21 protein-coding genes are annotated in these 21812 nt (G+C 65.2%); 8 read left to right on the forward strand and 13 right to left on the reverse strand.

From position 1 onward, the window contains the following. Nucleotides 1-11: 11 nt before the first annotated feature. The 3 genes from AUL31_RS08365 to AUL31_RS08375 form a co-directional block, all read right to left on the reverse strand. Nucleotides 12-1298 carry a cytochrome b gene (locus AUL31_RS08365; RefSeq protein ID WP_409359959.1) on the reverse strand — a complete coding sequence of 429 codons (1287 nt, stop codon included), beginning with the start codon at nt 1296-1298 and terminating at the stop codon, nt 12-14. A gap of 18 nt (nt 1299-1316) precedes the next feature. After that, nucleotides 1317-1877 (reverse strand): ubiquinol-cytochrome c reductase iron-sulfur subunit, encoded by a 561-nt coding sequence (gene petA / locus AUL31_RS08370; protein WP_060605264.1) that lies wholly within the window; start codon nt 1875-1877, stop codon nt 1317-1319. Between the two features lie 146 nt (nt 1878-2023). After that, nucleotides 2024-3913 (reverse strand): ABC transporter ATP-binding protein, encoded by a 1890-nt coding sequence (locus AUL31_RS08375; RefSeq protein WP_060605268.1) that lies wholly within the window; start codon nt 3911-3913, stop codon nt 2024-2026. 53 nt (nt 3914-3966) lie between these two features. On the opposite strand from AUL31_RS08375, the gene AUL31_RS08380 reads away from it, so the two are divergent. The 3 genes from AUL31_RS08380 (at nt 3967) to AUL31_RS08390 (ending at nt 7263) form a co-directional block, all read left to right on the forward strand. Then, complete coding sequence (locus tag AUL31_RS08380; protein ID WP_060604355.1) at nt 3967-4422, forward strand: tRNA (cytidine(34)-2'-O)-methyltransferase; 456 nt, start codon at nt 3967-3969, stop codon at nt 4420-4422. Nucleotides 4423-4449: 27 nt separating this feature from the next. After that, nucleotides 4450-5439, forward strand: a complete 990-nt coding sequence (gene galE / locus AUL31_RS08385) for a UDP-glucose 4-epimerase GalE (protein ID WP_060604358.1) — start codon at nt 4450-4452, stop codon at nt 5437-5439. Nucleotides 5440-5559: 120 nt separating this feature from the next. After that, the gene (locus AUL31_RS08390; protein ID WP_082646859.1) at nt 5560-7263 is read left to right on the forward strand and encodes a peptidoglycan D,D-transpeptidase FtsI family protein; all 1704 of its coding nucleotides are present in this window, start codon (nt 5560-5562) and stop codon (nt 7261-7263) included. On the opposite strand, the gene AUL31_RS08395 is transcribed toward AUL31_RS08390, so the two are convergent. Genes AUL31_RS08395 through AUL31_RS08420 form a run of 6 tightly spaced genes read right to left on the reverse strand, consistent with a single transcriptional unit; the run spans nt 7260 to nt 12963 of the window. Continuing rightward, on the reverse strand, nt 7260-8339 hold the full coding sequence (locus AUL31_RS08395; RefSeq protein ID WP_060604360.1) for an ABC transporter ATP-binding protein: 1080 nt from the start codon (nt 8337-8339) through the stop codon (nt 7260-7262). The genes AUL31_RS08390 and AUL31_RS08395 overlap by 4 nt on opposite strands. Nucleotides 8340-8343: 4 nt before the next feature. Further along, the gene (locus AUL31_RS08400; RefSeq protein ID WP_060604366.1) at nt 8344-9336 is read right to left on the reverse strand and encodes a sugar-binding transcriptional regulator; all 993 of its coding nucleotides are present in this window, start codon (nt 9334-9336) and stop codon (nt 8344-8346) included. Continuing rightward, on the reverse strand, nt 9333-10154 hold the full coding sequence (locus AUL31_RS08405) for a carbohydrate ABC transporter permease (protein ID WP_143190186.1): 822 nt from the start codon (nt 10152-10154) through the stop codon (nt 9333-9335). Before AUL31_RS08405 ends, AUL31_RS08400 begins: the two co-directional genes overlap by 4 nt. After that, the gene (locus AUL31_RS08410) at nt 10151-11053 is read right to left on the reverse strand and encodes a carbohydrate ABC transporter permease (protein WP_060604369.1); all 903 of its coding nucleotides are present in this window, start codon (nt 11051-11053) and stop codon (nt 10151-10153) included. Before AUL31_RS08410 ends, AUL31_RS08405 begins: the two co-directional genes overlap by 4 nt. A gap of 9 nt (nt 11054-11062) precedes the next feature. After that, entirely contained in the window at nt 11063-11620 is a 558-nt protein-coding gene (locus tag AUL31_RS08415) for an SIS domain-containing protein (protein ID WP_082646860.1), read from the reverse strand. Further along, nucleotides 11620-12963 (reverse strand): ABC transporter substrate-binding protein, encoded by a 1344-nt coding sequence (locus tag AUL31_RS08420; protein WP_082646861.1) that lies wholly within the window; start codon nt 12961-12963, stop codon nt 11620-11622. The genes AUL31_RS08415 and AUL31_RS08420 overlap by 1 nt, the downstream gene beginning before the upstream one ends. A gap of 122 nt (nt 12964-13085) precedes the next feature. Here AUL31_RS08420 and AUL31_RS08425 point away from each other — a divergent pair, with 122 nt between their 5' ends. Then, complete coding sequence (locus tag AUL31_RS08425) at nt 13086-13814, forward strand: SDR family oxidoreductase (RefSeq protein ID WP_060604372.1); 729 nt, start codon at nt 13086-13088, stop codon at nt 13812-13814. 5 nt (nt 13815-13819) lie between these two features. On the opposite strand, the gene AUL31_RS08430 is transcribed toward AUL31_RS08425, so the two are convergent. The 4 genes from AUL31_RS08430 to AUL31_RS08445 all read right to left on the reverse strand — a co-directional run bounded on the left by AUL31_RS08430 (nt 13820) and on the right by AUL31_RS08445 (nt 17151). Then, a complete protein-coding gene (locus AUL31_RS08430; RefSeq protein ID WP_060604373.1) occupies nt 13820-14722 on the reverse strand; it encodes a LysR substrate-binding domain-containing protein in 903 nt (300 codons plus the stop codon). A gap of 242 nt (nt 14723-14964) precedes the next feature. Then, nucleotides 14965-15765 (reverse strand): class I SAM-dependent methyltransferase, encoded by an 801-nt coding sequence (locus tag AUL31_RS08435; protein ID WP_060604376.1) that lies wholly within the window; start codon nt 15763-15765, stop codon nt 14965-14967. Further along, nucleotides 15762-16160: a 6-pyruvoyl trahydropterin synthase family protein gene (locus tag AUL31_RS08440; protein ID WP_060604388.1), complete on the reverse strand. Its 399-nt coding sequence runs from the start codon at nt 16158-16160 to the stop codon at nt 15762-15764. The genes AUL31_RS08435 and AUL31_RS08440 overlap by 4 nt, the downstream gene beginning before the upstream one ends. A 10-nt stretch (nt 16161-16170) precedes the next feature. Then, nucleotides 16171-17151, reverse strand: a complete 981-nt coding sequence (locus tag AUL31_RS08445; protein WP_060604391.1) for a zinc-dependent alcohol dehydrogenase — start codon at nt 17149-17151, stop codon at nt 16171-16173. 35 nt (nt 17152-17186) lie between these two features. Here AUL31_RS08445 and AUL31_RS08450 point away from each other — a divergent pair, with 35 nt between their 5' ends. From AUL31_RS08450 to AUL31_RS08465, 4 genes are all read left to right on the forward strand, one after another. Further along, complete coding sequence (locus tag AUL31_RS08450; protein WP_244489352.1) at nt 17187-18011, forward strand: FkbM family methyltransferase; 825 nt, start codon at nt 17187-17189, stop codon at nt 18009-18011. Nucleotides 18012-18095: 84 nt separating this feature from the next. Then, complete coding sequence (locus AUL31_RS08455; RefSeq protein WP_060604394.1) at nt 18096-19703, forward strand: FAD-dependent monooxygenase; 1608 nt, start codon at nt 18096-18098, stop codon at nt 19701-19703. 189 nt (nt 19704-19892) lie between these two features. Continuing rightward, nucleotides 19893-20870 carry a GDP-mannose 4,6-dehydratase gene (gene gmd / locus AUL31_RS08460; RefSeq protein WP_060604399.1) on the forward strand — a complete coding sequence of 326 codons (978 nt, stop codon included), beginning with the start codon at nt 19893-19895 and terminating at the stop codon, nt 20868-20870. Between the two features lie 21 nt (nt 20871-20891). Continuing rightward, nucleotides 20892-21812, forward strand: a complete 921-nt coding sequence (locus AUL31_RS08465) for an NAD-dependent epimerase/dehydratase family protein (RefSeq protein WP_060604402.1) — start codon at nt 20892-20894, stop codon at nt 21810-21812.

A 21812-nucleotide genomic window follows, 5' to 3' on the forward strand; every position in this document is an offset into this window, starting at 1 on the left:
CGTGCGCTTCATCAGCCTTTGGCCACCGCTTCGGCGTGACCGTGACGGGCGGCGTGCTTGGCCAGCACGGCCTCCGTGATCGACGCCGGCAGCTTCTTCGGGGTCTCGACCAGGCCCAGAATGGGCAGGACGATCAGGAAGTGGCCGAAGTAGTAGATCGTGCCGATCAGCGACAGCAGCGGATAGATGCCCTCGGCCGGACGCGAGCCGAGCCAACCCAGGAAGACGGCGTTGACCGCGAAGATCCAGAAGAAGACCTTGTAGACCGGACGATAGGCCGTCGACTTGACCTTGGACGTGTCGAGCCAGGGCAGGAAGAACAGGACGATGATCGAGCCGAACATCACCAGCACGCCACCCAGCTTGGAATCGATCGGGCCGATATTGAAGGTGATGGCCCGCAGCATGGCGTAGAAGGGCAGGAAGTACCATTCGGGCACGATGTGCGCCGGCGTCTGCAGCGAGTTGGCCGGAATGTAATTGTCCGGATGCCCCAGATAGTTGGGCAGATAGAAGACGAAATAGGCGAAGAAGATCAGGAAGAAGACCATGCCGAACGCGTCCTTGATGGTCGCGTAGGGGGTGAAGGGAACCGTGTCCTTCGGGGTCTTGACCTCGACACCGGTGGGGTTGGTCTGGCCCGCGACGTGCAGCGCCCAGACGTGCAGCACGACGACGCCCGCGATCATGAAGGGCAGCAGGTAATGCAGCGCGAAGAAGCGGTTGAGCGTCGGGTTGTCCACCGCGAAGCCGCCGAGCAGCAGCGTCTGGATCGGCTCTCCGATGACCGGGAAGGCGGTGAAGAAGCCGGTGATGACGGTGGCGCCCCAGAAGGACATCTGCCCCCACGGAAGCACGTAGCCCATGAAGGCGGTCGCCATCATGAGAAGGAAGATGATGACGCCGAGAATCCAGAGAATCTCGCGCGGCGCCTTGTACGACCCGTAATAAAGGCCGCGGAAGATGTGCAGGTAGACGGCGATGAAGAAGAACGACGCGCCGTTGGCATGCATGTAGCGCAGCAGCCAGCCCCAGTTCACGTCGCGCATGATGTGCTCGACCGAATTGAAGGCAACGTCCACCGAGGCGGCGTAGTGCATCGCCAGCACGATGCCGGTGATGATCTGAGCCGCCAGGAACAGGGAGAGGATACCGCCGAACGTGTAGGCGTAGTTCAGGTTGCGCGGCGTCGGATAGGCGATGAACGAATCATAGACGAGGCGCGGAAGCGGAAGACGGGAGTCGATCCACCGGGTAAGACCGGTGGATGGAACATAGGACGAGTGACCACTCATGATTGCAGCGTTTCCCCCTCGTCAGCCGATACGGATAGTCGTGTCATTGGTGAATTCATAGACCGGAATATGCATGTTTTCCGGTGCCGGCCCCTGGCGGATACGCCCGGCCGTGTCGTAGTGCGAGCCGTGGCACGGGCAGTACCAGCCATCGTAATCGCCTGCCTGGCCCAGCGGAATGCAGCCGAGATGCGTGCACACGCCGATCATGACCAGCCACTGCTCCCGCTCCGGAACGGCGCGGTTTTCGTCGGTGGCGGGCGCATCGGCGGTAAGATTTGCGTTGCGTGCCAGAGGGTCCTTCAGCTCGGCAAGCGGAACCTGCTTGGCTTCCTCGATCTCGGCCGGCGTGCGCTGGCGGACGAAAACGGGCCGACCGCGCCATTTGGCGGTGATCGACTGGCCTTCGGCGATCTGGCTGACATCGACGTCGATCTGCGCAAGCGCCAGCGTCGCGGCATCCGGATTCATCTGGTCGATGAAGGGCCAGGCCAGCGCCGCCGCACCCACGGCGCCCGCGGCGCCCGTCGCGATGTAGAGGAAATCCCGGCGGGTGGGTTCCGATGTGTGGTCAACGCTCACGGCCAATCATGCTCCCTCAGGCTTGCCGGCGTGAACCGGCACTGTCGGCCGGCAGGAAAACGATTCGCCCAGATGCGTGAATCCGCATGGCCGAAGGTCCGCAGACCGGCGGGTTTTCTTAAGCGGCCACTTGGAACTTGTCCAGACTATGGCTGCATATAGGCGGCATTATCCTCGGGCTGCGGCGCGTCTGCACATTCCAGGAATCCGCCCACCTGACGATGCCACAACTGCGCGTAGATGCCGTCCGCGGCCAATAGCTGCGCATGGGTGCCCTGCTCCACGATACGTCCCTTGTCCATCACCACCAGGCGGTCGAGCGCGGCGATGGTGGACAGGCGATGGGCGATGGCGATGACGGTCTTGCCCTCCATCAGCCGGTACAGGTTTTCGGCGATGGCCGCCTCGACCTCCGAGTCGAGCGCCGAGGTCGCCTCGTCGAGAAGCAGGATGGGTGCGTCCTTCAGCATCACGCGGGCGATCGCGATCCGCTGCCTCTGCCCGCCCGACAGCTTGACGCCGCGCTCTCCCACCTCGGCATCGAGGCCGTTGCGGCCCTCCCTGTCCGAAAGGCTTGTAATGAAGCCCTCGGCCTCGGCGCGGCGGATGGCGCGCAACAGGTCCTCTTCGTCGGCGTCCGGGCGGCCGTACAGAACATTGTCGCGGATCGTGCGATGCAGCAGCGAGGTATCCTGCGTGACCATGCCGATCTGACGCCGCAGCGATGCCTGGGTGACGCCCTGTATGTCCTGCCCGTCGATGCTGATTCGGCCGGAAGATACGTCGTAAAAGCGCAGCAGAAGGTTGAGCAGCGTGGACTTGCCGGCACCTGAGCGCCCGACAAGCCCGATCTTCTCGCCGGGACGGATGGTGAGCGTGAAGTCTTCCACCACCGGGCCGGCCGGCCTGTGCGGCAGGGCCGCCGCATAGGAGAAGGACACCTTGTCGAACACGACTTCACCCGCCGTCACCTGCAGCTCGGCCGCGTCGCGCTTGTCTTCCAGCGCAACCGGCAGGGTGAAGGTGGATATGCCGTCGCGAATGGTGCCGATGTTCTCGAACAGGCTGGACACCTCCCACATGATCCACTGCGACATGCCGTTGAGCCGCAGCACCAGCCCGGTGGCGACGGCGATTGCGCCGACCGTCAGCAGCTCATTGAGCCACAGGCCGATCCCCACCGCGGCGACCGAGAAGAGCAGCAGCGAGTTGAGAAGGTAGAGGCAGACATAGAAGGCCGTGATCAGCCGGGCCTGCCCGTAGACGGTGCCGAGAAAGCCGCGCATGGAATCGCGGGCATGATCGGCCTCGCGCCGCGTATGCGCGAACAGCTTGACGGTGCCGATGTTGGAATAGGCATCGACGATGCGCCCCGTCATCAAGGCGCGGGCGTCGGCCTGGCTTTCGGCCACGACCATCAGCCGCGGAATGAAATAGCGCAACATCGCGACATACAGGACAAGCCAGCCGATGAAGGGAAGCGTCAGGCGCCAGTCCGCCGCGGCGATCAGCACCACCACGCCGGTGAAATACACCGTGACATAGAGCAGCACCTCTATGGCCTTCATCACGGTTTCGCGCACCGCCAGCGCCGTCTGCATGAGCTTGGTGGCAACGCGGCCCGCGAATTCGTCGTGGAAGAAGCCGAGGGACTGGTCGAGCAGCCAATTATGCACCGTCCAGCGGAAGCGCATCGGGAAATTGGCGAAGATGCCCTGGAAGGTGAACAGGCACTCCACCAGCACCAGCCCCGGCAGCAGCACGAGGATCACCAGGGCCATGCCGGCCAGCGTCCACCCCTGCTCGGCCAGGAAGGTTTCACGCGGGGTGGAGGTGAGCCAGTCGACGATGGAGCCGACGAACGAGAACAGCATCACCTCCAGCACCGCCACCATGGCGGTCAGCGCCGCGACGGCAAGGAACAGCGGCCACAGAGGGCGCACATAATACCAGACGAAGGCCATCAGGGATGCCGGCGGCCGGCCGCCCCCGGTATCCGGGAAGGGATTCACCAGCCGCTCGAACTTCCGGTACATGCCTTGGAATCCTCCGTCTTCTGTCATGGCGCGCCATCGTCTATCAATCGGGCATGACAGTTTCCATCGCCCTCTACCAGCCGGACATCGCAGGCAATGCCGGCACCATCCTGCGGCTGGGCGCCTGCATGGGCGTCCCCGTCGAGATCATCGAGCCTGCGGGCTTCGACCTGTCCGACCGCAACCTGCGGCGCGCCGGCATGGATTACCTGGAATTGGCGACGCTGCGCCGCCATGTCGAGTACCCCGCCTTCGACAGGGCCCGGCGCGAAGCGGGCCGGCGCATCGTCCTTCTGACGACGAAGGCCGAGCGCGCCTATACGGATTTTTCCTACGACCCACAGGATATTCTGTTGTTCGGCCGTGAAAGCGCCGGGGTTCCCGCCCATGTGCACGACGCGGCCGATGTCCGCCTGACCATTCCGATGGCAACAGGCGCGCGCTCCTTGAACCTTGCCGTCAGCGCGGCCATGGTGCTGGGAGAGGCGTTGCGGCAGACACGCGGCTGACGGCGAAACCGAAAGAAGGCAGGCTACATGACGATTCTGGTAACCGGCGGCGCAGGCTATATCGGCAGCCACATGGTCTATGAACTCCTCGACCGGGGAGAGACGGTGGTCGTGCTGGACCGGCTGTCCACCGGCTTCGACTGGGCCGTCGCGCCCGGCGCGGAACTGGTCGTGGGCGATATCGGCGACCAGCCGATGGTCGAGCGCCTGATCGCCGAGCGCGGTGTTCGTTCGATCATCCATTTCGCCGGTTCCGTGGTGGTGCCGGATTCGGTCGCCGACCCGTTGGAATATTACCTCAACAACACCGTGCGCAGCCGCAGCCTCATCGCCGCGGCCGTGGCCGGCGGCGTCGACAATTTCATCTTCTCGTCCACGGCCGCCGTCTACGGCTCGCCCGAGGCCGTACCGGTGACGGAGGCCGCCCCGAAGGCTCCCGAATCGCCCTATGGCGCCTCCAAGCTGATGACCGAGCGCATGTTGGAGGATGTCGGGCACGCGCATGGGCTGCGCTACGCCATCCTGCGCTACTTCAACGTTGCGGGCGCCGATCCGGACGGCCGCACCGGCCAGTCGACGCGCGGCGCCACCCACCTCATCAAGGTTGCCTGCGAGACGGCATTGGGCAAGCGTGACGGCATGAAGGTGTACGGCACGGACTACCCGACGCAGGACGGCACCTGCGTGCGGGACTATATCCACGTCACCGACCTTGTCGGCGCCCATGCCGGCGCGCTGGACTATCTGCGTGGCGGCGGCGACAGCACGGTGGCCAATTGCGGCTATGGCCGCGGCTATTCGGTGCTGGAAGTGCTGGATACGGTGCGCAGCGTGGTGGGGCGCGATTTTCCGGTAGAGATGGCGGGCCGCCGCCCGGGCGATGCGTCGGCCATCGTGGCGGACGGCAGCCGGGCCCGCTCCCTCTTCGACTGGACCCCGCGCCACGACGACCTGCCCGGCATCGTCCAGAACGCCCTTGCCTGGGAAGAAAAGCTCATGCGCCGCAACACGCCGTAGGGCCGTGCACGAAAAATTTCATGCGGGATGACAATCAAGGTTAACCAGTTCTCAACGCGGCGCCGGCCATCATAGGCGGATGGACGGGCCTTCGGGCCATCGACAGAGCGTGAGCCGCCAATGCCCCAGAACAGGATGGAATCCGGCAAGAGCCGTGTCCGCGTCAACCTCGTGCTCGGCATCTTCATCGCCGCGCATGTCGCCATTGTCGCGCGGCTCGTGGATTTCGCCTACAGCGAGCCGGCGGTACCCAATTACGGTATCGCCGCTCCCTCCACGGCGCGGCCCGACATTCTGGACCGCAACGGCAACATCCTGGCGCGCGACCTTGCCACCTTCTCGGTCTATGCCGAGCCACGCCGCATCGTGGATGCTGACGAAGCGGTCGAGAAGCTTCTGACGGCGATGCCGGACCTGAACGCCAAGTCGCTCTATCAGCGGCTCAGCGGCAAATCCGGCTTCACCTGGATCAAGCGGTCGATCAACCCCGCCAAGCAGCAGGAAATCCTCAACCTCGGCATTCCGGGCATCGGCTTCCGCGAGGAGGTCAAGCGCCTCTATCCGAACGGGCCGGCGGCGGCGCAGGTGCTGGGCGCGGTCAATGTGGACAATGTCGGCATCGCCGGCATCGAGAAATGGATCGATACCTCCGGACTCGGCGTGCTGCGCACCACCGGCATGCGCTACGAGCGCGCCGACCTCGACCCGGTGCAACTGTCCATCGATCTCTATGTCCAGCACGCCTTTACCGACCAGTTGGCCAAGGAGATCGAGAAGTACGAGGCCGTGGGCGGTGCCGGCCTGCTGATGGACGTCACCAATGGCGAGGTCCTGTCGCTGGTGTCACTGCCCGACTTCGACCCCAACGATCCGACACAGGCGCTGAAGAAGGAAAATATCAACCGCATCAATGTCGGCGTGTACGAGATGGGCTCCACCTTCAAGGCGCTCACCACCGCGATGGCCATCGACAGCGGGCAGTTCAATCTTCGCTCGGTGATCGACGCTTCCAAGCCGCTCAGCTTCGGACGCTTCGCCATCCGCGACTATCGCGGCGAATACCGGCCGCTGAACCTTCCGGAAGCGTTCCTGGTGTCGTCCAACATCGCCTTCGGCAAGATGGCGCTGGCCGTCGGCGTGGAAAAGCACAAGGCTTTCCTGGCCAAGATGGGCGAGACGACCCGCCTGACAACCGAACTGCCGGAAAGCGCGGCCCCCATCGTGCCCAAGCGGTGGACCGAGGTTAACACCGCCACCATCGCCTTCGGCCATGGCCTTGCCGTCACGCCCCTGCAGGCGGCGACGGGCGTGGCGGGCCTCGTCAATGGCGGTCACCTGATCCGCCCCACATTCATCAAGGACACGCCCGTCGCCGACCGCATGATCGCCGACAATGTCGTGGCCCCGGAAACCAGCGAGACCTTGCGCTACCTGATGCGGCTGAACGCCGTGATGGGCTCGGCCAAGCGCGCGAACGTGCCCGGCTACTTCATCGGCGGCAAGACGGGCACCGCCGAAAAGGTCGTCAACGGGCGCTATGACAAGTCGCGCGTCATGACGTCGTTCATGGGTGTGCTGCCGGCCAACAACCCGAAATACCTGATGCTAGTGATCCTGGACGAGCCGAAGGGATCGAAGGAGACCTACGGCTTCCGCACCTCGGGCTGGAATGCCGTGCCCGCCGGCGGCCGCATCTTCGAGCGGATCCTGCCGCTGCTGCACCTTGCGCCCGTCTTCGACAATCCGCCGGACCCGTTCCCGGTGGCGACGCGGCAGAATGCCTACGGCTACCAGAACGTGCTGCCGCAATCGGCCGGGCGCTAAAGCGCCAGGCCATCCTCCGTGAACAGGTAGACATGGGCGGGGTCGACGGACAGGTCGACCTTCGCGCCCGGCTCCAGCCCCGGCCGGCCGGGTGCGACGGCGGTGATCATGTCGCCGCCCGGCGGCCGCGCATAGATCTGCGTTGCTCCGCCGAGATTTTCCGAGAAATCGACGACAAGCGACAGCGCGGGTGCACCGCCCATGTGGAGATGCTCGGGCCGAAGACCCACGATGGCGCGCGCGCCCGTTTTAAGGCCGCCGGCGGACCGCGCCAGCCGCATCTGCCCCCCGGAAAAGGCCGGATGCGCCAGCGTCACCGCGCTCTGCCCCGCCTCCACCACGTCGACCGTCAGGAAGTTCATGCGCGGCGAGCCGATGAAGCCGGCGACGAAAAGATTGGCCGGCCGGTCGTAGAGTTCGGTGGGCGTGCCGACCTGCTCCACCTTGCCGGCCCGCAGCACGACGATGCGGTCGGCCAGGGTCATCGCCTCGATCTGGTCGTGCGTCACATAGACCATGGTGACGCCGAGCGCCCGGTGCAGGCGGGCGATCTCCACACGCATCTGGGTGCGCAGCTCGGCGTCGAGGTTGGACAGCGGCTCGTCGAACAGGAACAGCTTCGGGTCGCGCACGATGGCGCGGCCGATGGCCACGCGCTGGCGCTGCCCGCCGGAGAGCTGGCGCGGCTTGCGCTGCAGCAGCGGCTCGATCTGCAGGATGCGGGCCGCCTCGTCCACCTTGCGCCGGATTTCGTCCTTCGGCGTCTTCACCATGGTCAGGCCGAAGGCCATGTTGTCGAAGACGGTCATGTGCGGGTAGAGCGCGTAGCTCTGGAACACCATCGCCACCTGGCGCAAGGCGGGTTCGACATCGGTGACCACGCGTCCGTCGATGGAGACGTCGCCGCCGGTGATCTCCTCCAGCCCGGCGATCATCCGCAACAAGGTAGACTTGCCGCAGCCCGACGGGCCGACGAACACGACGAACTCGCCTTTCTGCGCCGAAAAGCTGACGCCCTTGATGACCTCGTGGTCGCCGTAGGATTTCGTGACATTGTCGAGGGCGAGGAAGGACATGGGCTCAGGCCTCTGCATGTTCGATGCCGTCTTCGGCCAAAAGGCGCCGGGCGACGGCTTCGTCGGTAACGAGATGGGTGACGGTGGGCCCCAGAAGGGTGGCCCGGATGATGGGAAGCTTGTGCAGCCCGCCCGACGCCAGGATGCGCATGGGGATGGCGGCGAACGTATCGGGAGCCAGCCCGACGACGCGCTGGCGCAGCGAGTGGTCCACCGGGCGGCCGTCGACATCCAGGAAGGTGCCGAGCACATCGCCCACCGCACCGGCCTGCCGCAGGCTTTCCAGTTCGTGCGCGACGATGCTGGTGGATGCCAGGATGGACCTGGACGAGAGGTCACCCACCGAAACCATGGCGATATCCACCGACGCCGCGCGCGCCAGCACCTCTTCCAGCCCCGGATGCGACAGCAGCGCGGCGCGGATGTCGGTTGTCGGGCAATAGATGGGCGCTGCCAGATAATGGCATTCGGCGGCGATGCGGTTGGCGACGGCGGTGGCCACGCCGATCGTGTTGATGCCCGAGCCCCGCGTCAGGCTGCCCATCAGCGTCACCACGTCGGCATCGGCCAGCCTGCGGGCGGTCAGGTTGCGGACGCCCGCCCACAGCGTGCGGCCCCAGCCGAGGCCAAGGTCGACCCCAGGCTCCAGCATCGCGTCCAGCAGCGTGCCTGCCGCCTCGCCCACCGCGCGCTGGGTTTCCTCGACGGAGTCCAGCGCCGGCACGACGACGGCTTCGGCAAGGCCGAACCGCTCCGTCAGCGCTTCTGCCAAAGCGATGCAGCCGGCGATGGGCATGCGGATGTCGAAACGGACAAGCCCGTCGGCCCGCGCCTGCCCGATGATGCGGTTGACGCGCAACCGGGTCAGGCCCAGCTTTTCCGCCACCTGCTGCTGGGTCATCCCGCCGACATAATAGTACCAGATGGCCCGCGCCGTCAGTTCGCCGCCCTCCGGCAGCAAGCCATCGGAAGGAAAGCCGCTTTCCGCAACGCTCATTTGGTGGCGCCCATGGTCAGGCCGCGGATCATGTGGCGCGAGACGAGGATGGCGAAGATGGTGACCGGCAGGACGATCAGCGTGCCCGTGGCCATGATCTTGCCCCAGGGCAGCTCGTAGCCCGACATGAAGCTGGTTGCGATGACGGGGGCGGTCTGCACGTTGCGCCGCGTGAGCACCAGTGCGTACATCAGCTCGTTCCACGAGAAGATGAAGCTGAAGATCGCCGAGACGGCGATGCCCGGCACGCCGAGCGGCACGTAGATGCGGCGGAAGATGGTGAACTGGCTGGCGCCATCCAGCCGCGCGGCCTGTTCCAGCTCGCCCGGAATGGAGCGGAACTGGTCGGTGCAGATCCACACGACGATCGGCAAGTTGAAGGTCAGGTAGATCAGCACCAGCACCGCATAGCTGTCGAGCAGCCGAAGCTGGTTTGCCAGAAGGTAGACCGGCAGCGCCAGCACGATGGGAGACACCATGCGGTTGGAGATGAACCAGAACCAGAGATCGGATTTGCCGCGAAAGTCGAACCGCGCCAGCGCATAGGCCGCCGGCGTGCCCAGAAGCACGGCGATGGCGGTGGTGACGCTGGCGACGATGAGCGAGTCTCCGATGGACGACAGGACGCGCGGATCGGCCAGGACGGCGCGATAATGGTCAAGCGTCGGGTTGAAGATCCACAATGGCGGCGAGGCAAGGAGGTCCGATTGCTGCTTCAGGCTGGAGGAGACCATCCAGTAGAAGGGAAACAGCGTGAAGACGATGACGGCCAGAAGGCCGAGCGCGTGCAAGGCGCGCGAAAGCGGCGAGGTCATCATTCGATCTCCCGGTAGAAGAGGCGGATGTAAAGCCGGCTGATGATGATGGTGAAGATGAGCAGGATGATCGCCTGGGCCGAGGCCATCCCCATGTCGAAGACGCGGAAGCCCACACGCTGGATATAGACGGAGACGAGGTCGGTGGCCGAGCCCGGGCCGCCGCGCGTCATCACGAAGACCATGTCGAACAGCTTCAACACGTCGGCAGAGCGCAGGATCAGGATGGCTGTCAATCCCGGCAGGAGATACGGCAGTTGCACGTGGCGCAGCAGGGCCAGCTTGGACCGCGTCTCGAGCCGGGCCGCCTCCTCGATCTCGACGGGCACCATCGACAAACCGGCCAGGAAGATGAGCGCGCAGAAGGGCGTCCATTGCCAGATGTCCATCATCACGATGGCGGCGAAGGCGCCCGCCGGAGAGCCCAGCCAGTCGAATCCCGGCAGGCCCGCCCAGCCGATGATCTGGTTGGCGACGCCGAAATTGCCGTTGAAGATGAGGCGTCCGATAAGGCCGACGACCGCATAGGTGGTCGCCAGCGGCACGACCAGCGAGACACGCGCGAAGGCGCGCAGAAAGCCCAGCCCCGGCCGATGCAGCAGCAACGCCACGAACAGGCCGAGCGCGATCTGCACCGGCAGGGCCGTCACATAGAAGCGCAGCGTCAGCAGAAGCGCGTTCCAGAAGCTGGTGTCATTGAAGACGGCGACGTAATTGTCGAATCCGATGAAGGGAAACCCGTCACGCGGCCGGGTGATATTGTATCTCCGGAACGATGTGACGAGCGCGAAGAGCAGCGGATAGATGCCGACCGCCAGCAGCACGAAGATCGACGGCGCCAGAAACCACAGCGGCGTGAAGCGCCCGTAGCCCCTGTTCGGTGTTCGTGTTTCGCTGCTCATCCGCCTGCCCTATTCCAGGTTCGTGTGTCGTGCGCGCATTGCGTCGGCGCCGACGCCCAGACGCTCCGCCAGGGCCATGACGGCCATCTCGAAAAGGATGAATTCGGCCCCCTCGAAGAGCGAGCCCATCGGCAGCACGGAAGCGCCGCCGACATCGTCGGCCATCGTCTGCGCCGGCACCACCAGCGCGGTGTCGGCAAGCTGAGCGGCGCTACCGCCGGGATTGGCGGTGACGAGGGCGATGCGCGCACCCGCCGCCCTCGCCACGCCCATCAGCCCGTCCACGGTGGAGAAACCGCCGGGCCCGGCCGAAACGACCAGGAGGTCGCCCGGCCCGATGGACGGTGTCGTCATGTCGCCCACCATGGAAACGTCCAGCCCCAGATGGAAAAGGCGCATGGCGAAGCCCTTGATCGCCAACCCCTCGCGGCCGACGCCGTAAAGGGCGATGCGGCGCGCCGAGGCGATGGCCTCGACGAAGGCGGCAAAACCGCCCTCGTCCAACCTGTCCAGAGCCGCGCCGATCTCCTCCAGCGCGGCCCGGTAGGGGCCGATCCTCGTCGGCACTACTGCAGCAGCGCCTTGTCGCCGCCGTAATAGCCTTCCTGGTCCAGCACCTGCTCCATCCGCTGGCCGATTTCCTTGGCGCCGTTTTCAACGGTCACCTCGCCCAGCATGATCTTGGTGCCCCATTCGGCGACGATTTCCGAAATGGCCGGCCAGGCGGGGAAGCGCGGGCGGAATTCCGGCACGCCCTTCTGCCACGACGCCACCATCGGCTCGACGAACTGGTACTTTTCCTTGATTTCCGGGTCTTCATAGATTGCGGTGCGGCCGGAGACGCCGCCTGCATCCACGTAAGCCCGTGCGATGTCTTCCGAGGTCGCCCACTGGATGAACAGCCAGGATGCCTTCTGAAGATCTTCCGGCGCCTGCGAGGCGACGGCAAGCGAGAAGCCGCCCAGCGCCGGCAGGCGGCCGGCCGGACCTTCCGGCTCCGGCGCGACGGCAAGGCAGTCGCCGAGCGTCGACGTGGCGGGGTCGGCAAGCGTGGAATAGAAGGACGACCATTCGGTGATCATCGCCACCTGGCCCTGCGCCAGTGCGTTGACGGCCTCGTTATGATCGTAGCTGACGATGCCCTGCGGCATGTATTGCATCAGCTCCTGCCGGAAGTTCAGGCCGGCCTGGCTGCCCTCGCTCATCAGGTTCGAGCGGAACTCGTCGTTCAGCAGCGAGCCGCCGAAAGGCCAGAGAACCCGCATGAAACTGTCGGCAGACTGCGTCTCGCCGCGGCGCGACTGCAGCGCGAAGGCGAATTTGCCATCCTTGGTCAGCTTCGGTCCGTACTCGTCCTTCAACTGTGCCCAGCTATCGGGTGGCCCATCGAAACCGGCCTCCTCGAGCATGCAGCGATTATAGAACAAGAGGCCCGAATAATTGTCGAAGGGCAGTCCGTAGACGGTGCCGTCCCAGGTGCCGAACGCATCGAGCAGCAGCGGGAAGAACCCTTGCAGGTTCAGCTTCGGATCGGTGATCTCGGGATCGGCGGTGAATTCCTCGACCGGGACGATCCAGCCATTCTCGGCGAACTCGCCGATCCAGACCAGATCGACCAGGGCGATGGTCAGGTCGCCCATCGAGGTGAAGTTGAGAACCTGGCGCTCGCGCGTGTTCTCGTAGGGGACGATCTCGTAATTGACCTTGATGCCCGTCGCCTCCTCGAACTGGGGCAACAGGTCTATGATCGCGCGGTAGCCCGGCCGATCCAGGAAAATGACACTGATCTCGGACCCCTTGTAGGGCTCCGCCGCTTTTTCGAGGCTCCAGCCTTCTCCTTGGGCCATGGCATGCGGAGCCGCGCAGGCAAGCGCCGCCACGCTGGCGCAAGCCAACAGGAACTGTCTCATGATTTCCTCCCGGTAAGATCGCGCTCCCCGGCGATCTGGACCAAAGGTTAGGATACAAACTTGCGGTTGGGAAGAGATTTTGTAAAAATCAAAATACAAAATTTCACCAAGCGGGAGGGACCATGGCGGAACTGGCGGGCAGGCGCATACTCGTGACCGGCGCGGGAAAGGGTATTGGGCGGGCGACAGTGCGTCTGCTGGCAGGCTACGGGGCGCACATCATTGCTGTAGGGCGTACCGGCGCCGACCTTGAAAGCCTGGCCCAGGAAACGGGCTGCGACACGGTTGAGGCCGATCTGGCCGACGCGGGCGCCGTCGACGGCATCATCGCCCGTGCTGGCCAGATGGACGATCTGGTCAATTGTGCCGGCACGACGACCCTTGAGGCGGCGTCGGATTTCCGTGGCGCAACCTTCGACGAGATCATGGCCGTCAATGTGCGCGCCCCCATGGCCCTGTCGCGGGACTTCGCCCGACAGGCGATCGACCGGGGCGGCGGCGGCGGCATCGTCAACGTATCCAGCATCGCATCCACCGTCGGCATCCGCGACCACCTCGTCTATTGCGCCTCCAAGGGCGCGCTCGATGCGGCCACGCGCGTGATGGCGCTGGAATACGGGCCGCACGGCATCCGTGCCAATGCCGTCAACCCGGTTGTGACGCTGACCCCGATGGCGGTGAAGGCATGGAGCGATGCCGACAAGGCGCGGCCGATGCTTCAGCGCATTCCGATGGGGCGTTTCGTGGAGCCGGAGGAAGTGGCGGAGGCAATCGCCTTTCTGCTCAGCCCTGCCGCTTCGATGCTGAACGGCATCTGCCTGCCGATCGACGGCGGCTTCACCGCCGTCTGACGCAATCAGGCGACAGAGCCGTCCCTGTCCCCGCCCGCAACGCCGAGCGCCGACAGAAGCCACTCGGCAAACAACCGCACCTTGCGCGGCACCGGGCCCGGCGGGGCACAGAGCCAATAAAAATGTCCGTTCCGCGCCACATGGTCGAAGGGCGCGATCAGGCGGCCTTCCGCCCGCTCCGTCTGGAAGAAGAAGGGCGTCAGGATCGCGGCTCCGTTGCCCGCCATCGCGGCCATGGCCTCCAGATGCTGCGAACCCATGGTAGAGGCCCGCCCGGGCAACAGTGGCCGGCGAACGCCGACCTCGGCGAACCATTGATCCCACCACGGGTCACCCGGATCGATCAGCGGAAAGCCCGCAAGGTCGGATGGTGTCGAGAGCCGGCCGAAGCGCTCCAATGCGGCGGGAGATACCATGGGCGTGAACTGGACGGGCAGCAGGCGCGTCGTCTGAAGGGCGGGCCAGCCGCCCGGCCCGGCGCGGATGGCGATGTCGAACCGTCCGGAGCCCAGTTCTTCGAGTGTCGTCGTCGCGTCGACGCGCACGGCGATATCGGGATGGGACATCTGGAAGGCGCCGATGCGCGGCGCAAGCCATTGCGAGGCGAAGGTGGGCACCACCGTCATGGACAGGATTTCGGTGCGCTCGGCCGATGCCCGCGCGAACGTGTCGGACAACTGGCTGAAAGCCTCGCGGACTCCGGGCGCCAGCAGGCGCCCGGTCTCGGTCAACTCGATATGGCGATGGCGCCGGTGGAACAGCTTTCCCACCCGGTCTTCCAGCACCTTGATCTGGTAGCTTACGGCAGCCTGGCTCATACCCAGCTCTTCGCCGGCCCTGCTGAAGCTGAGATTGCGTGCGACCGCCTCGAAGACGCGGATGGCGGACAAGGGCGGCAGGGGTGCCATCGTATCGAACTGCCTTATACCAGAAGAGCGATCTTCGATTGGTCATCGCACGTGCACGGGCGCATTGTCCATGCAAACGACCAGCATGGACATGCGGACATGACTAAGGCTTTCCTCCGGCGACTATCGAATGTCTTTATCCGTCGGCTGCTTGATGGCCCGCGCACGTTGCGCGAGGAAGAGCTTCCGGATTGGCTGAGCCGCGACATCGGCCTTCTCGATGGCCGCGCGACCGCTGACCATCACCTGCGCGGCCAGGCCAGAATGTCGCAATGGCCGACCACGCAGGAAGCCTCGCCCCCGTCGATGGACGAAAAGCGATGCGACAGCCAGCCGTCGAGCAGGCCCTGCGGCAGTGAGGGGTCATCGTGCAGGGCCGCCGCGTAGCCGTCCAGATAGGCCCGCTGCAGCCGCGCGTCGGCTTGTGTCAGAATCCAGTCGGACGGCGCTTCCAGCACATTCATTCCTGCATCGCGCAGCCGGGCGGCCAGATAGGGCGCGGCATCCGGACCCATGGCGGGCCCCAGCCCCTTGTCGCTCCGCTGGTGGGCTTCGAAGGCGGTACATACAAGCCCGTCGGCCGCGCTTTCCGGCGCAAAGGATACGCGGCCGTCATGCGTGAGGGCCGCGTAGAGAACCGCGCCGCTTGTGGTGATGCGCGGGACGAAGCCGTCGATCCAGTGCTGCGAGCACAGGTCGAAGAGCGCCGACGCCGTCACCAGCCCGCGATCCGGAATCGGTATGGCCGCAAGGTCGGCAAGCTCCAGCGATCGGTAAGACACATTCGCTCGTGGCCCGATCTGCCGGCCGGCTTCCTGCAGCAGCAAGGCATCCCTGTCGGCCATCGTCCAGGCAAGGCGCTCGGCCAGATCCGCGGGCATGGCGCGCCATGTCGCCCCGGTTCCGCAACCGAGGTCCACCGCATCCTCGATGTCCAGCTCGGTTGCGATGGCGACAAGGCGCGACAGCAGGCCGGCATTCCGCGCGCGGCTGTCTGCCGGCTCGCGCAGGGTCAGCCATTCGGACGTGAAGTCGCCGCTCACAAGTCCGCCTCGTACCAGGCGCGTGCAACATGGGATTCATGCAGGGTGATGCGAAGTCGGCGAACGGGTGCACCTGCGCCACCGAGCCCGCCATCGGCTATCGCCGTGGCAAGCGCGTCGAAGATGTGCCGGGCGATGGCCTCGGTGGTGGATACCCTGCCCGCAAAGGCCGGCGCCTCGTCCAGATTGGCGTAGTTCAGCGGTTTCAGAACGCTGGCCAGCAATTCGGTGGCGCGGCCGATATCGACGGCAAGGCCGTCCTCGTCCAGTTCGTCCGTGAAGAACGCCGCATCGACGACGAAGGTCGCGCCGTGCATTGCCTGCGCCGGACCGAAGACCGGTCGGGGCAGGCTATGGGCGATCATGATATGGTCTCGGACTTCGACGGCGTACATGGCTGCTCCCTCAATAACGGACGCAATGGCACAGGGTGGATGGGTCGGCGAGGATGCCGGCATAATCGACATCCAGGCTGTCGAAAGCACTTTCGCCGGCCACGAGACAGTCCAGCCGGGCATCCGCCAGCAATGCCAGCGCCGTTTCCAGCCGCCGTCGCGAGGGCCAGCGCGGCGCCCGCGACGGACAGACGGCCCCGACCTGCGAGCTGGCGATCGTCAGTCGCCGGGAATGGAAGGCCCCACCCAGTCGCAGCTCTGCCGGGCGGCTGCCGTACCAGCTTGCCTCCACGATCCGCGCCTCGGTGCCGGCGATCTCGATCGCCTCGCACAAGGCGTCACCCGAACCCGTCACGTTCACCACGACATCGCAGTCCGTCAGATCGGCGGGGGAGCCGGCGAAAGCGATGCCGAGGGCCCGGGCGGTGTGCGCACGGCAGGCCTGCCGGTCGATAATGACTGCGTCCGTCGCCGGGATGCGCGCCGCCAGATAGGCGACGAGGCAGCCGACCACCCCCGCCCCGAACACGGCGACCCTGTCTCCCGGCAGGATATTGGCGTCCCATACGATGTTGAGCGCCGTTTCCATATTGGCGGCCAGTACCGCGCGCCGGGGCGGCACGCCGGCGGGCACCGGCACGGCATCGGCCGCCGGGATGCTGAAGATATCCTGATGGGGATGCAGGCAGAAGACCGTTTCGCCCAACCTGTCCGGCTGGCCCGCGACGACTTCGCCAACGACCGCGTAGCCGTATTTCAGCGGAAAACCGAAGTCGCCCTGCATATGCGGACCGCGCATGTCCGGCCACGACCCGGGCGGAACCCGACCGTCGAAAACCAGCTTCTCCGTGCCACGGCTTATGCCGGAATAGGTTGCGCGCACCACGACGTCTTCGGGTCCGGCGTGTGGCGCCGGCTCCTGCCGCAGCCGGGCCTTTCCTTCGCTTTCCAGCCACAGCGCCCGTGCCATGCTTCCTGCTTCGATGTTCATCGGCGACAGTCACTCCCCTGTCAGGCAGCTTTACATTGGGCAGCGTCAACGGAAGGCAAAGCCGCCTGGCGCCCTATCTTACGGCAATCGGGCATGGGGTCAGAGGAGAGAGCGATCTGGTAGGGCTTCCCGCACTGTTCGGGCTGGCACGCTCGCTGGTCATATACCGCGCCCGGCCGTGGAAGGATCGTGCACTCCGGCATTTTCTGGCCGGTTTCGTTCGGCCCGGCGACCTCGTTTTCGACATCGGCGCGCATGTCGGCAACCGCAGCATCGCCATGGTTCGGCTGGGTGCCCGCGTGATTGCGGTGGAGCCGCAGCGGCTCTACGCCGATTTTCTGGAACGCACCATGAGCGGGCGGCTGGTTGCGGTCGAGCGCTGCGCCCTGGGCGCGGAACCGGGGCAAACCATACTGCATGTTTCGTCGCGGCATCCGACCGTGTCCACGGTGTCCGCCGACTTCATCGACGGCGCCTCCCGCGCCCCGGGCTTCCAGAGGGTGCGCTGGGACGAAAGGCAGCCGGTCGAAACCCGGACGCTCGACATGCTGATTGCGCGCCATGGCATGCCCGCCTTCTGCAAGATCGACGTCGAAGGGGCCGAAGCGACGATCCTCGCCGGGCTAAGCAAGCCGATCCGGATGATTGCCTTCGAATACATCCCGCCCATGCGCGCGGTGGCGCTGGACGCAATCGACCGGCTGGCGTCTCTTGCCCCCTATCGGTTCAACCGCGTCGTCGGGGAAGGCAACATCTGGGTCAACGCCGATTGGTGCGACGCCGCGACCATGCGCGACGAGATCGCGGCTCTGCCGGACACAGCGGCCTCTGGCGACATCTACGCCGCCATGCCTTCGTAGGTGCGATCACGACCTTTGGGCAGGTGCAAACACACGCTGGTTCAGCATACTCTCTCAACGGTTGCACCATTGGGGAGGTCGGACATGGGGAAGGATGTACTCGTGGTCGGGGCGGGCCCCGTCGGACTGACGATCGCACTGGAGCTGACGCGTCGGGGCGTGCCGTGCAGGATCGTCGACCGGCTGGCGCAACCCCTGCCCTATTGCCGCGCCATCGGGGTGACGCCCCGCACCCTCGAAGTGTGGGACGCCATGGGCCTGGCAGACGAGATGATCGGGTCCGGCCTCTGGCTGCGCGGTATGCGATCGGTAATCGCCGGTGGCCCGACGCAGGACATGATCCGGCCGGAACTGCCCATACCCTACGCGGAACTCGGCATTCCGCAGTACGCAACGGAAGCGATACTGACGCGGAAGCTGACGCTTCATGGCGTCACGCCCGAGCGCGGCATAGCGCTGACCGCGCTGTCGCAGGACGCGAGCGGCGTTACAGTGACCCTGTCGGGCGATGCCGGCGCGGAAGAAGCGCACTTCGCCTATGTCATCGGTTGCGATGGGGCGCACAGCACGGTGCGCCGTCAGATCGGCGTCGGCTTTACCGGCGATGCCTTCCCCTGGCCCTTCATGCTGGGCGACGTGCATATCGCATGGGACCTGCCCTACGGGATGGCGCTGCGCGCGCTGCGCCTGCACGAGGACGGGCCACCCGACATGTTCATCGCGATCCCGCTGCCGGAGGCAGGGCGCTACCGCATTTCCATGCCAGCCCCGCCCACGATCGTCCCGCCCGGCGGAACCGACCACGGCATACAGGCGGATATGCCCGGCCCCGCGCTGCCCGATCTGCAAGCCATCGCGGACGACCTTCTGCCCGGCCAACCGCTCCTCTCCGACCTCAGATGGTCTTCCATCTTCCGGATCAGCCTCAGGCTTGCGGACAGCTATCGCGTCGGGCGTGTCTTTCTGGCGGGGGACGCCGCCCATATTCATCCCCCTACGGGCGGCCAGGGCATGAATACGGGCATACAGGACGCCTGGAACCTGGGCTGGAAGCTGGCCGCCGTGTTGCGCGGAGGCGTCGATGCCGGCCTTCTGGACAGCTATGAGGCCGAGCGGCGCCCGGTCGGCGCCGCGGTTCTGGAACGGACCCGGCAGGCGAGCCTCAGCTATGGGCGGGAACAGGGCAAGCCCGATCCTTACGCCGATACGCAGATCCGCATTTCCTACAAGGGCACGGCCTTCATAGACGAGGACGCGCCGGCGGCCGGCCCGGACGAGCCCGTCGCCGGGGATCGCGCGCCGGACGCCGACGGCCTGTTGCGGCGCGGTTTCGGCTTTCCGCTGCGCCTGTTCGATACATTGCGCAGCGGCCGGCCGACGCTGGTGGCAATGGCCGACACGGCAGAGGTGCATGCGTGGCGGCAGACGCAGCCGCAGCACCTTGCCGAGCAACTTGGCATCGTCTGCATAACCGCAGGCGATGCCGTGCCCTGGCCGGAAGGGCCCGGCATCGTGCTTCTTGCGGATGCGGCGGAAAGCTTCATCAGTTCCTACGGGCGCAGCGCACGCTTCTGGCTGATCCGGCCGGACGGCTATATCGGCTGGCGAGGCACCAGCCTCGACCAGCCAGGGCTTGCAAGGCAGCTCAGCCGCCTATGTTCGCCGGCCGCTTGCGGATTATCGGCATCGTGAAGACCTTCCAGGCCAGTGCAATTCTGCAACTTCTGGGTGCAAACGTATGTATCAAGTACAGGTTATTCGCCCCAGTACCGTAGATAACGGCATTCACATTGCCTTTGATTACCAGCCTGATTAGATGCGGCACGCTGCCGAAGGTCCTTCGCCGCACATACCGACATGCTGACGAATTTGAGAGAGACTATGACCAAGACGGCGTTGATAACCGGCATAACGGGGCAGGATGGAGCCTATCTTTCGCAACTGCTGCTCAGCAAGGGCTACGAGGTTTACGGCATCCTGCGCCGATCCAGCACGGCCGAAGTCAACGATGTACGCCTGAAGTGGCTCGGTATCGCAGACAAGGTGCATCTGATCGACGGCGATCTTCTGGACCTGTCGGGGATTATGCGGGCGGTTCGCGATACAAAGCCGGACGAGGTCTACAATCTTGCGGCGCAATCCTTCGTCAAGTCGTCCTGGCAGCAGCCTATCCTGACAGGCCAGGTCACGGCGCTGGGCGTCACCAACATGCTCGAAGCTATTCGGATAGAGCGGCCGGAAGCCCGCTTCTATCAGGCATCTTCGTCTGAAATGTACGGCATGATCCAGGAGGATATGCAGTCCGAGACGACGCCCTTCTATCCCAGGTCACCCTACGCGGTCGCCAAGCTTTATGGTCACTGGATCACGGTCAATTACCGCGAAAGCTTCGGGCTGCATGCATCCAGCGGGATCTTGTTCAACCACGAGTCCCCCCTGCGTGGCATAGAATTCGTGACCAGAAAGGTTACCGACGCCGTTGCGCGCATCAAGCTCGGTCTCGCATCCGAATTGAGGCTCGGCAACATCGATGCAAAGCGCGACTGGGGCCACTCGCGCGATTATGTCGAGGCGATGTGGCTGATGCTCCAGCAGGACGTGCCGGACGACTATGTGATCGCCACGGGGCGCACCGTTACGGTCCGCGATATGTGCCGTATCGCCTTTGCTCACGCCGGACTGTCCATGGAGGATCATCTCGTCATCGATCCCGCTCTCTTCCGTCCGGCCGAGGTCGATATCCTTCTCGGTAATCCGGCCAAGGCGAAAGCCCGGCTCGGTTGGGAGGCGAGCACATCGCTGGAGGACATGATCGTCGAAATGGTCGATGCCGACGTCGCGCGGCTAGGGCGACATTGATCGGGATTTCGGAGCCTCTCGATGATTAGAACGCGCGTAGCGGTCACCGGCGCATCCGGGTTCGTCGGGCGATGGCTTATGGCGCATCTCCAGTCGCTGGGCGTCGACGCCGTGCCCTTTTTCGACAATTCCGGCGTGGGTCTGGAAGACGCCGCAGCAATCCGGTCGATACTGGCGACCCAGAAGCCGGACACCATCGTGCATCTGGCGGCGGTAGCCGCGCCGGCGGATGCACGAAAGGCTCCCGTAGCCGCGTTCGATACAAATGTGATCGGCACGTTGAACCTCGCGTCGGCCATACTGGATATCCGTCCGCAGACGCGCCTGATCTTCGCCGGCAGTTCCGAAGCATACGGTCGATCCTTCAACACGATCGCTGAGCCATTGGACGAGACCGCTCCGCTGGAGCCGCAAACCCTGTACGGCGTAACCAAGGCTTCGGCCGACATGTTGCTGGGGCAGATGGCCGCCGACGGATTGCAGGTCGTTCGGTTCAGGCCATTCAACCACACCGGTCCCGGACAGTCGGAATCCTACGTCGTTCCGGCGTTTGCGCGCCAGATCGCCTTGATTGAGGCCGGACGGCAGGAGCCGGTCATCGAAGTCGGCGACCTGGAGGCCGAACGGGACTTCTCCGACGTGCGGGATATCGTGCGTGCCTACGCACGCGCTGCCACGATGGACGACCCGCTCCCGGCGGGCGTTGCCGTCAACCTGGCAAGCGGTATGCCGCGTCCGATCTCCGACGTCCTTTCCCGGCTTCTGAAGATGAGCCGGCAGCCGATCGAGGTCAGGACGGATCCGATGAAGCTCGGCCCGGTCGGCACGCGCCGTGCCGTGGGGAACGTAACCCGCGCGAGCGATCTTCTAGACTGGCGCGTCGAGATACCATTCGAGAAGACACTGCAGGACGTGCTGGAAGCGTGGCGGACCAATCGGTAG

This window comes from Aureimonas altamirensis (assembly GCF_001463885.1).
Classification (GTDB): Bacteria; Pseudomonadota; Alphaproteobacteria; order Rhizobiales; family Rhizobiaceae; genus Aureimonas; species Aureimonas altamirensis.

What these genes read in the sequence shown, in the direction of transcription:
- AUL31_RS08445 (WP_060604391.1), bottom strand. Translation starts at nt 17,151, where the DNA reads ATGAACATCGAAGCAGGAAGCATGGCACGGGCGCTGTGGCTGGAAAGC.
- AUL31_RS08405 (WP_143190186.1), bottom strand. Translation starts at nt 10,154, where the DNA reads ATGATGACCTCGCCGCTTTCGCGCGCCTTGCACGCGCTCGGCCTTCTG.
- AUL31_RS08425 (WP_060604372.1), top strand. Translation starts at nt 13,086, where the DNA reads ATGGCGGAACTGGCGGGCAGGCGCATACTCGTGACCGGCGCGGGAAAG.
- AUL31_RS08420 (WP_082646861.1), bottom strand. Translation starts at nt 12,963, where the DNA reads ATGAGACAGTTCCTGTTGGCTTGCGCCAGCGTGGCGGCGCTTGCCTGC.
- AUL31_RS08395 (WP_060604360.1), bottom strand. Translation starts at nt 8,339, where the DNA reads ATGTCCTTCCTCGCCCTCGACAATGTCACGAAATCCTACGGCGACCAC.
- AUL31_RS08375 (WP_060605268.1), bottom strand. Translation starts at nt 3,913, where the DNA reads ATGTACCGGAAGTTCGAGCGGCTGGTGAATCCCTTCCCGGATACCGGG.
- AUL31_RS08400 (WP_060604366.1), bottom strand. Translation starts at nt 9,336, where the DNA reads ATGAGCGTTGCGGAAAGCGGCTTTCCTTCCGATGGCTTGCTGCCGGAG.
- galE (WP_060604358.1), top strand. Translation starts at nt 4,450, where the DNA reads ATGACGATTCTGGTAACCGGCGGCGCAGGCTATATCGGCAGCCACATG.
- AUL31_RS08455 (WP_060604394.1), top strand. Translation starts at nt 18,096, where the DNA reads ATGGGGAAGGATGTACTCGTGGTCGGGGCGGGCCCCGTCGGACTGACG.
- AUL31_RS08390 (WP_082646859.1), top strand. Translation starts at nt 5,560, where the DNA reads ATGCCCCAGAACAGGATGGAATCCGGCAAGAGCCGTGTCCGCGTCAAC.
- AUL31_RS08465 (WP_060604402.1), top strand. Translation starts at nt 20,892, where the DNA reads ATGATTAGAACGCGCGTAGCGGTCACCGGCGCATCCGGGTTCGTCGGG.
- AUL31_RS08380 (WP_060604355.1), top strand. Translation starts at nt 3,967, where the DNA reads ATGACAGTTTCCATCGCCCTCTACCAGCCGGACATCGCAGGCAATGCC.
- AUL31_RS08430 (WP_060604373.1), bottom strand. Translation starts at nt 14,722, where the DNA reads ATGGCACCCCTGCCGCCCTTGTCCGCCATCCGCGTCTTCGAGGCGGTC.
- AUL31_RS08440 (WP_060604388.1), bottom strand. Translation starts at nt 16,160, where the DNA reads ATGTACGCCGTCGAAGTCCGAGACCATATCATGATCGCCCATAGCCTG.
- AUL31_RS08410 (WP_060604369.1), bottom strand. Translation starts at nt 11,053, where the DNA reads ATGAGCAGCGAAACACGAACACCGAACAGGGGCTACGGGCGCTTCACG.
- gmd (WP_060604399.1), top strand. Translation starts at nt 19,893, where the DNA reads ATGACCAAGACGGCGTTGATAACCGGCATAACGGGGCAGGATGGAGCC.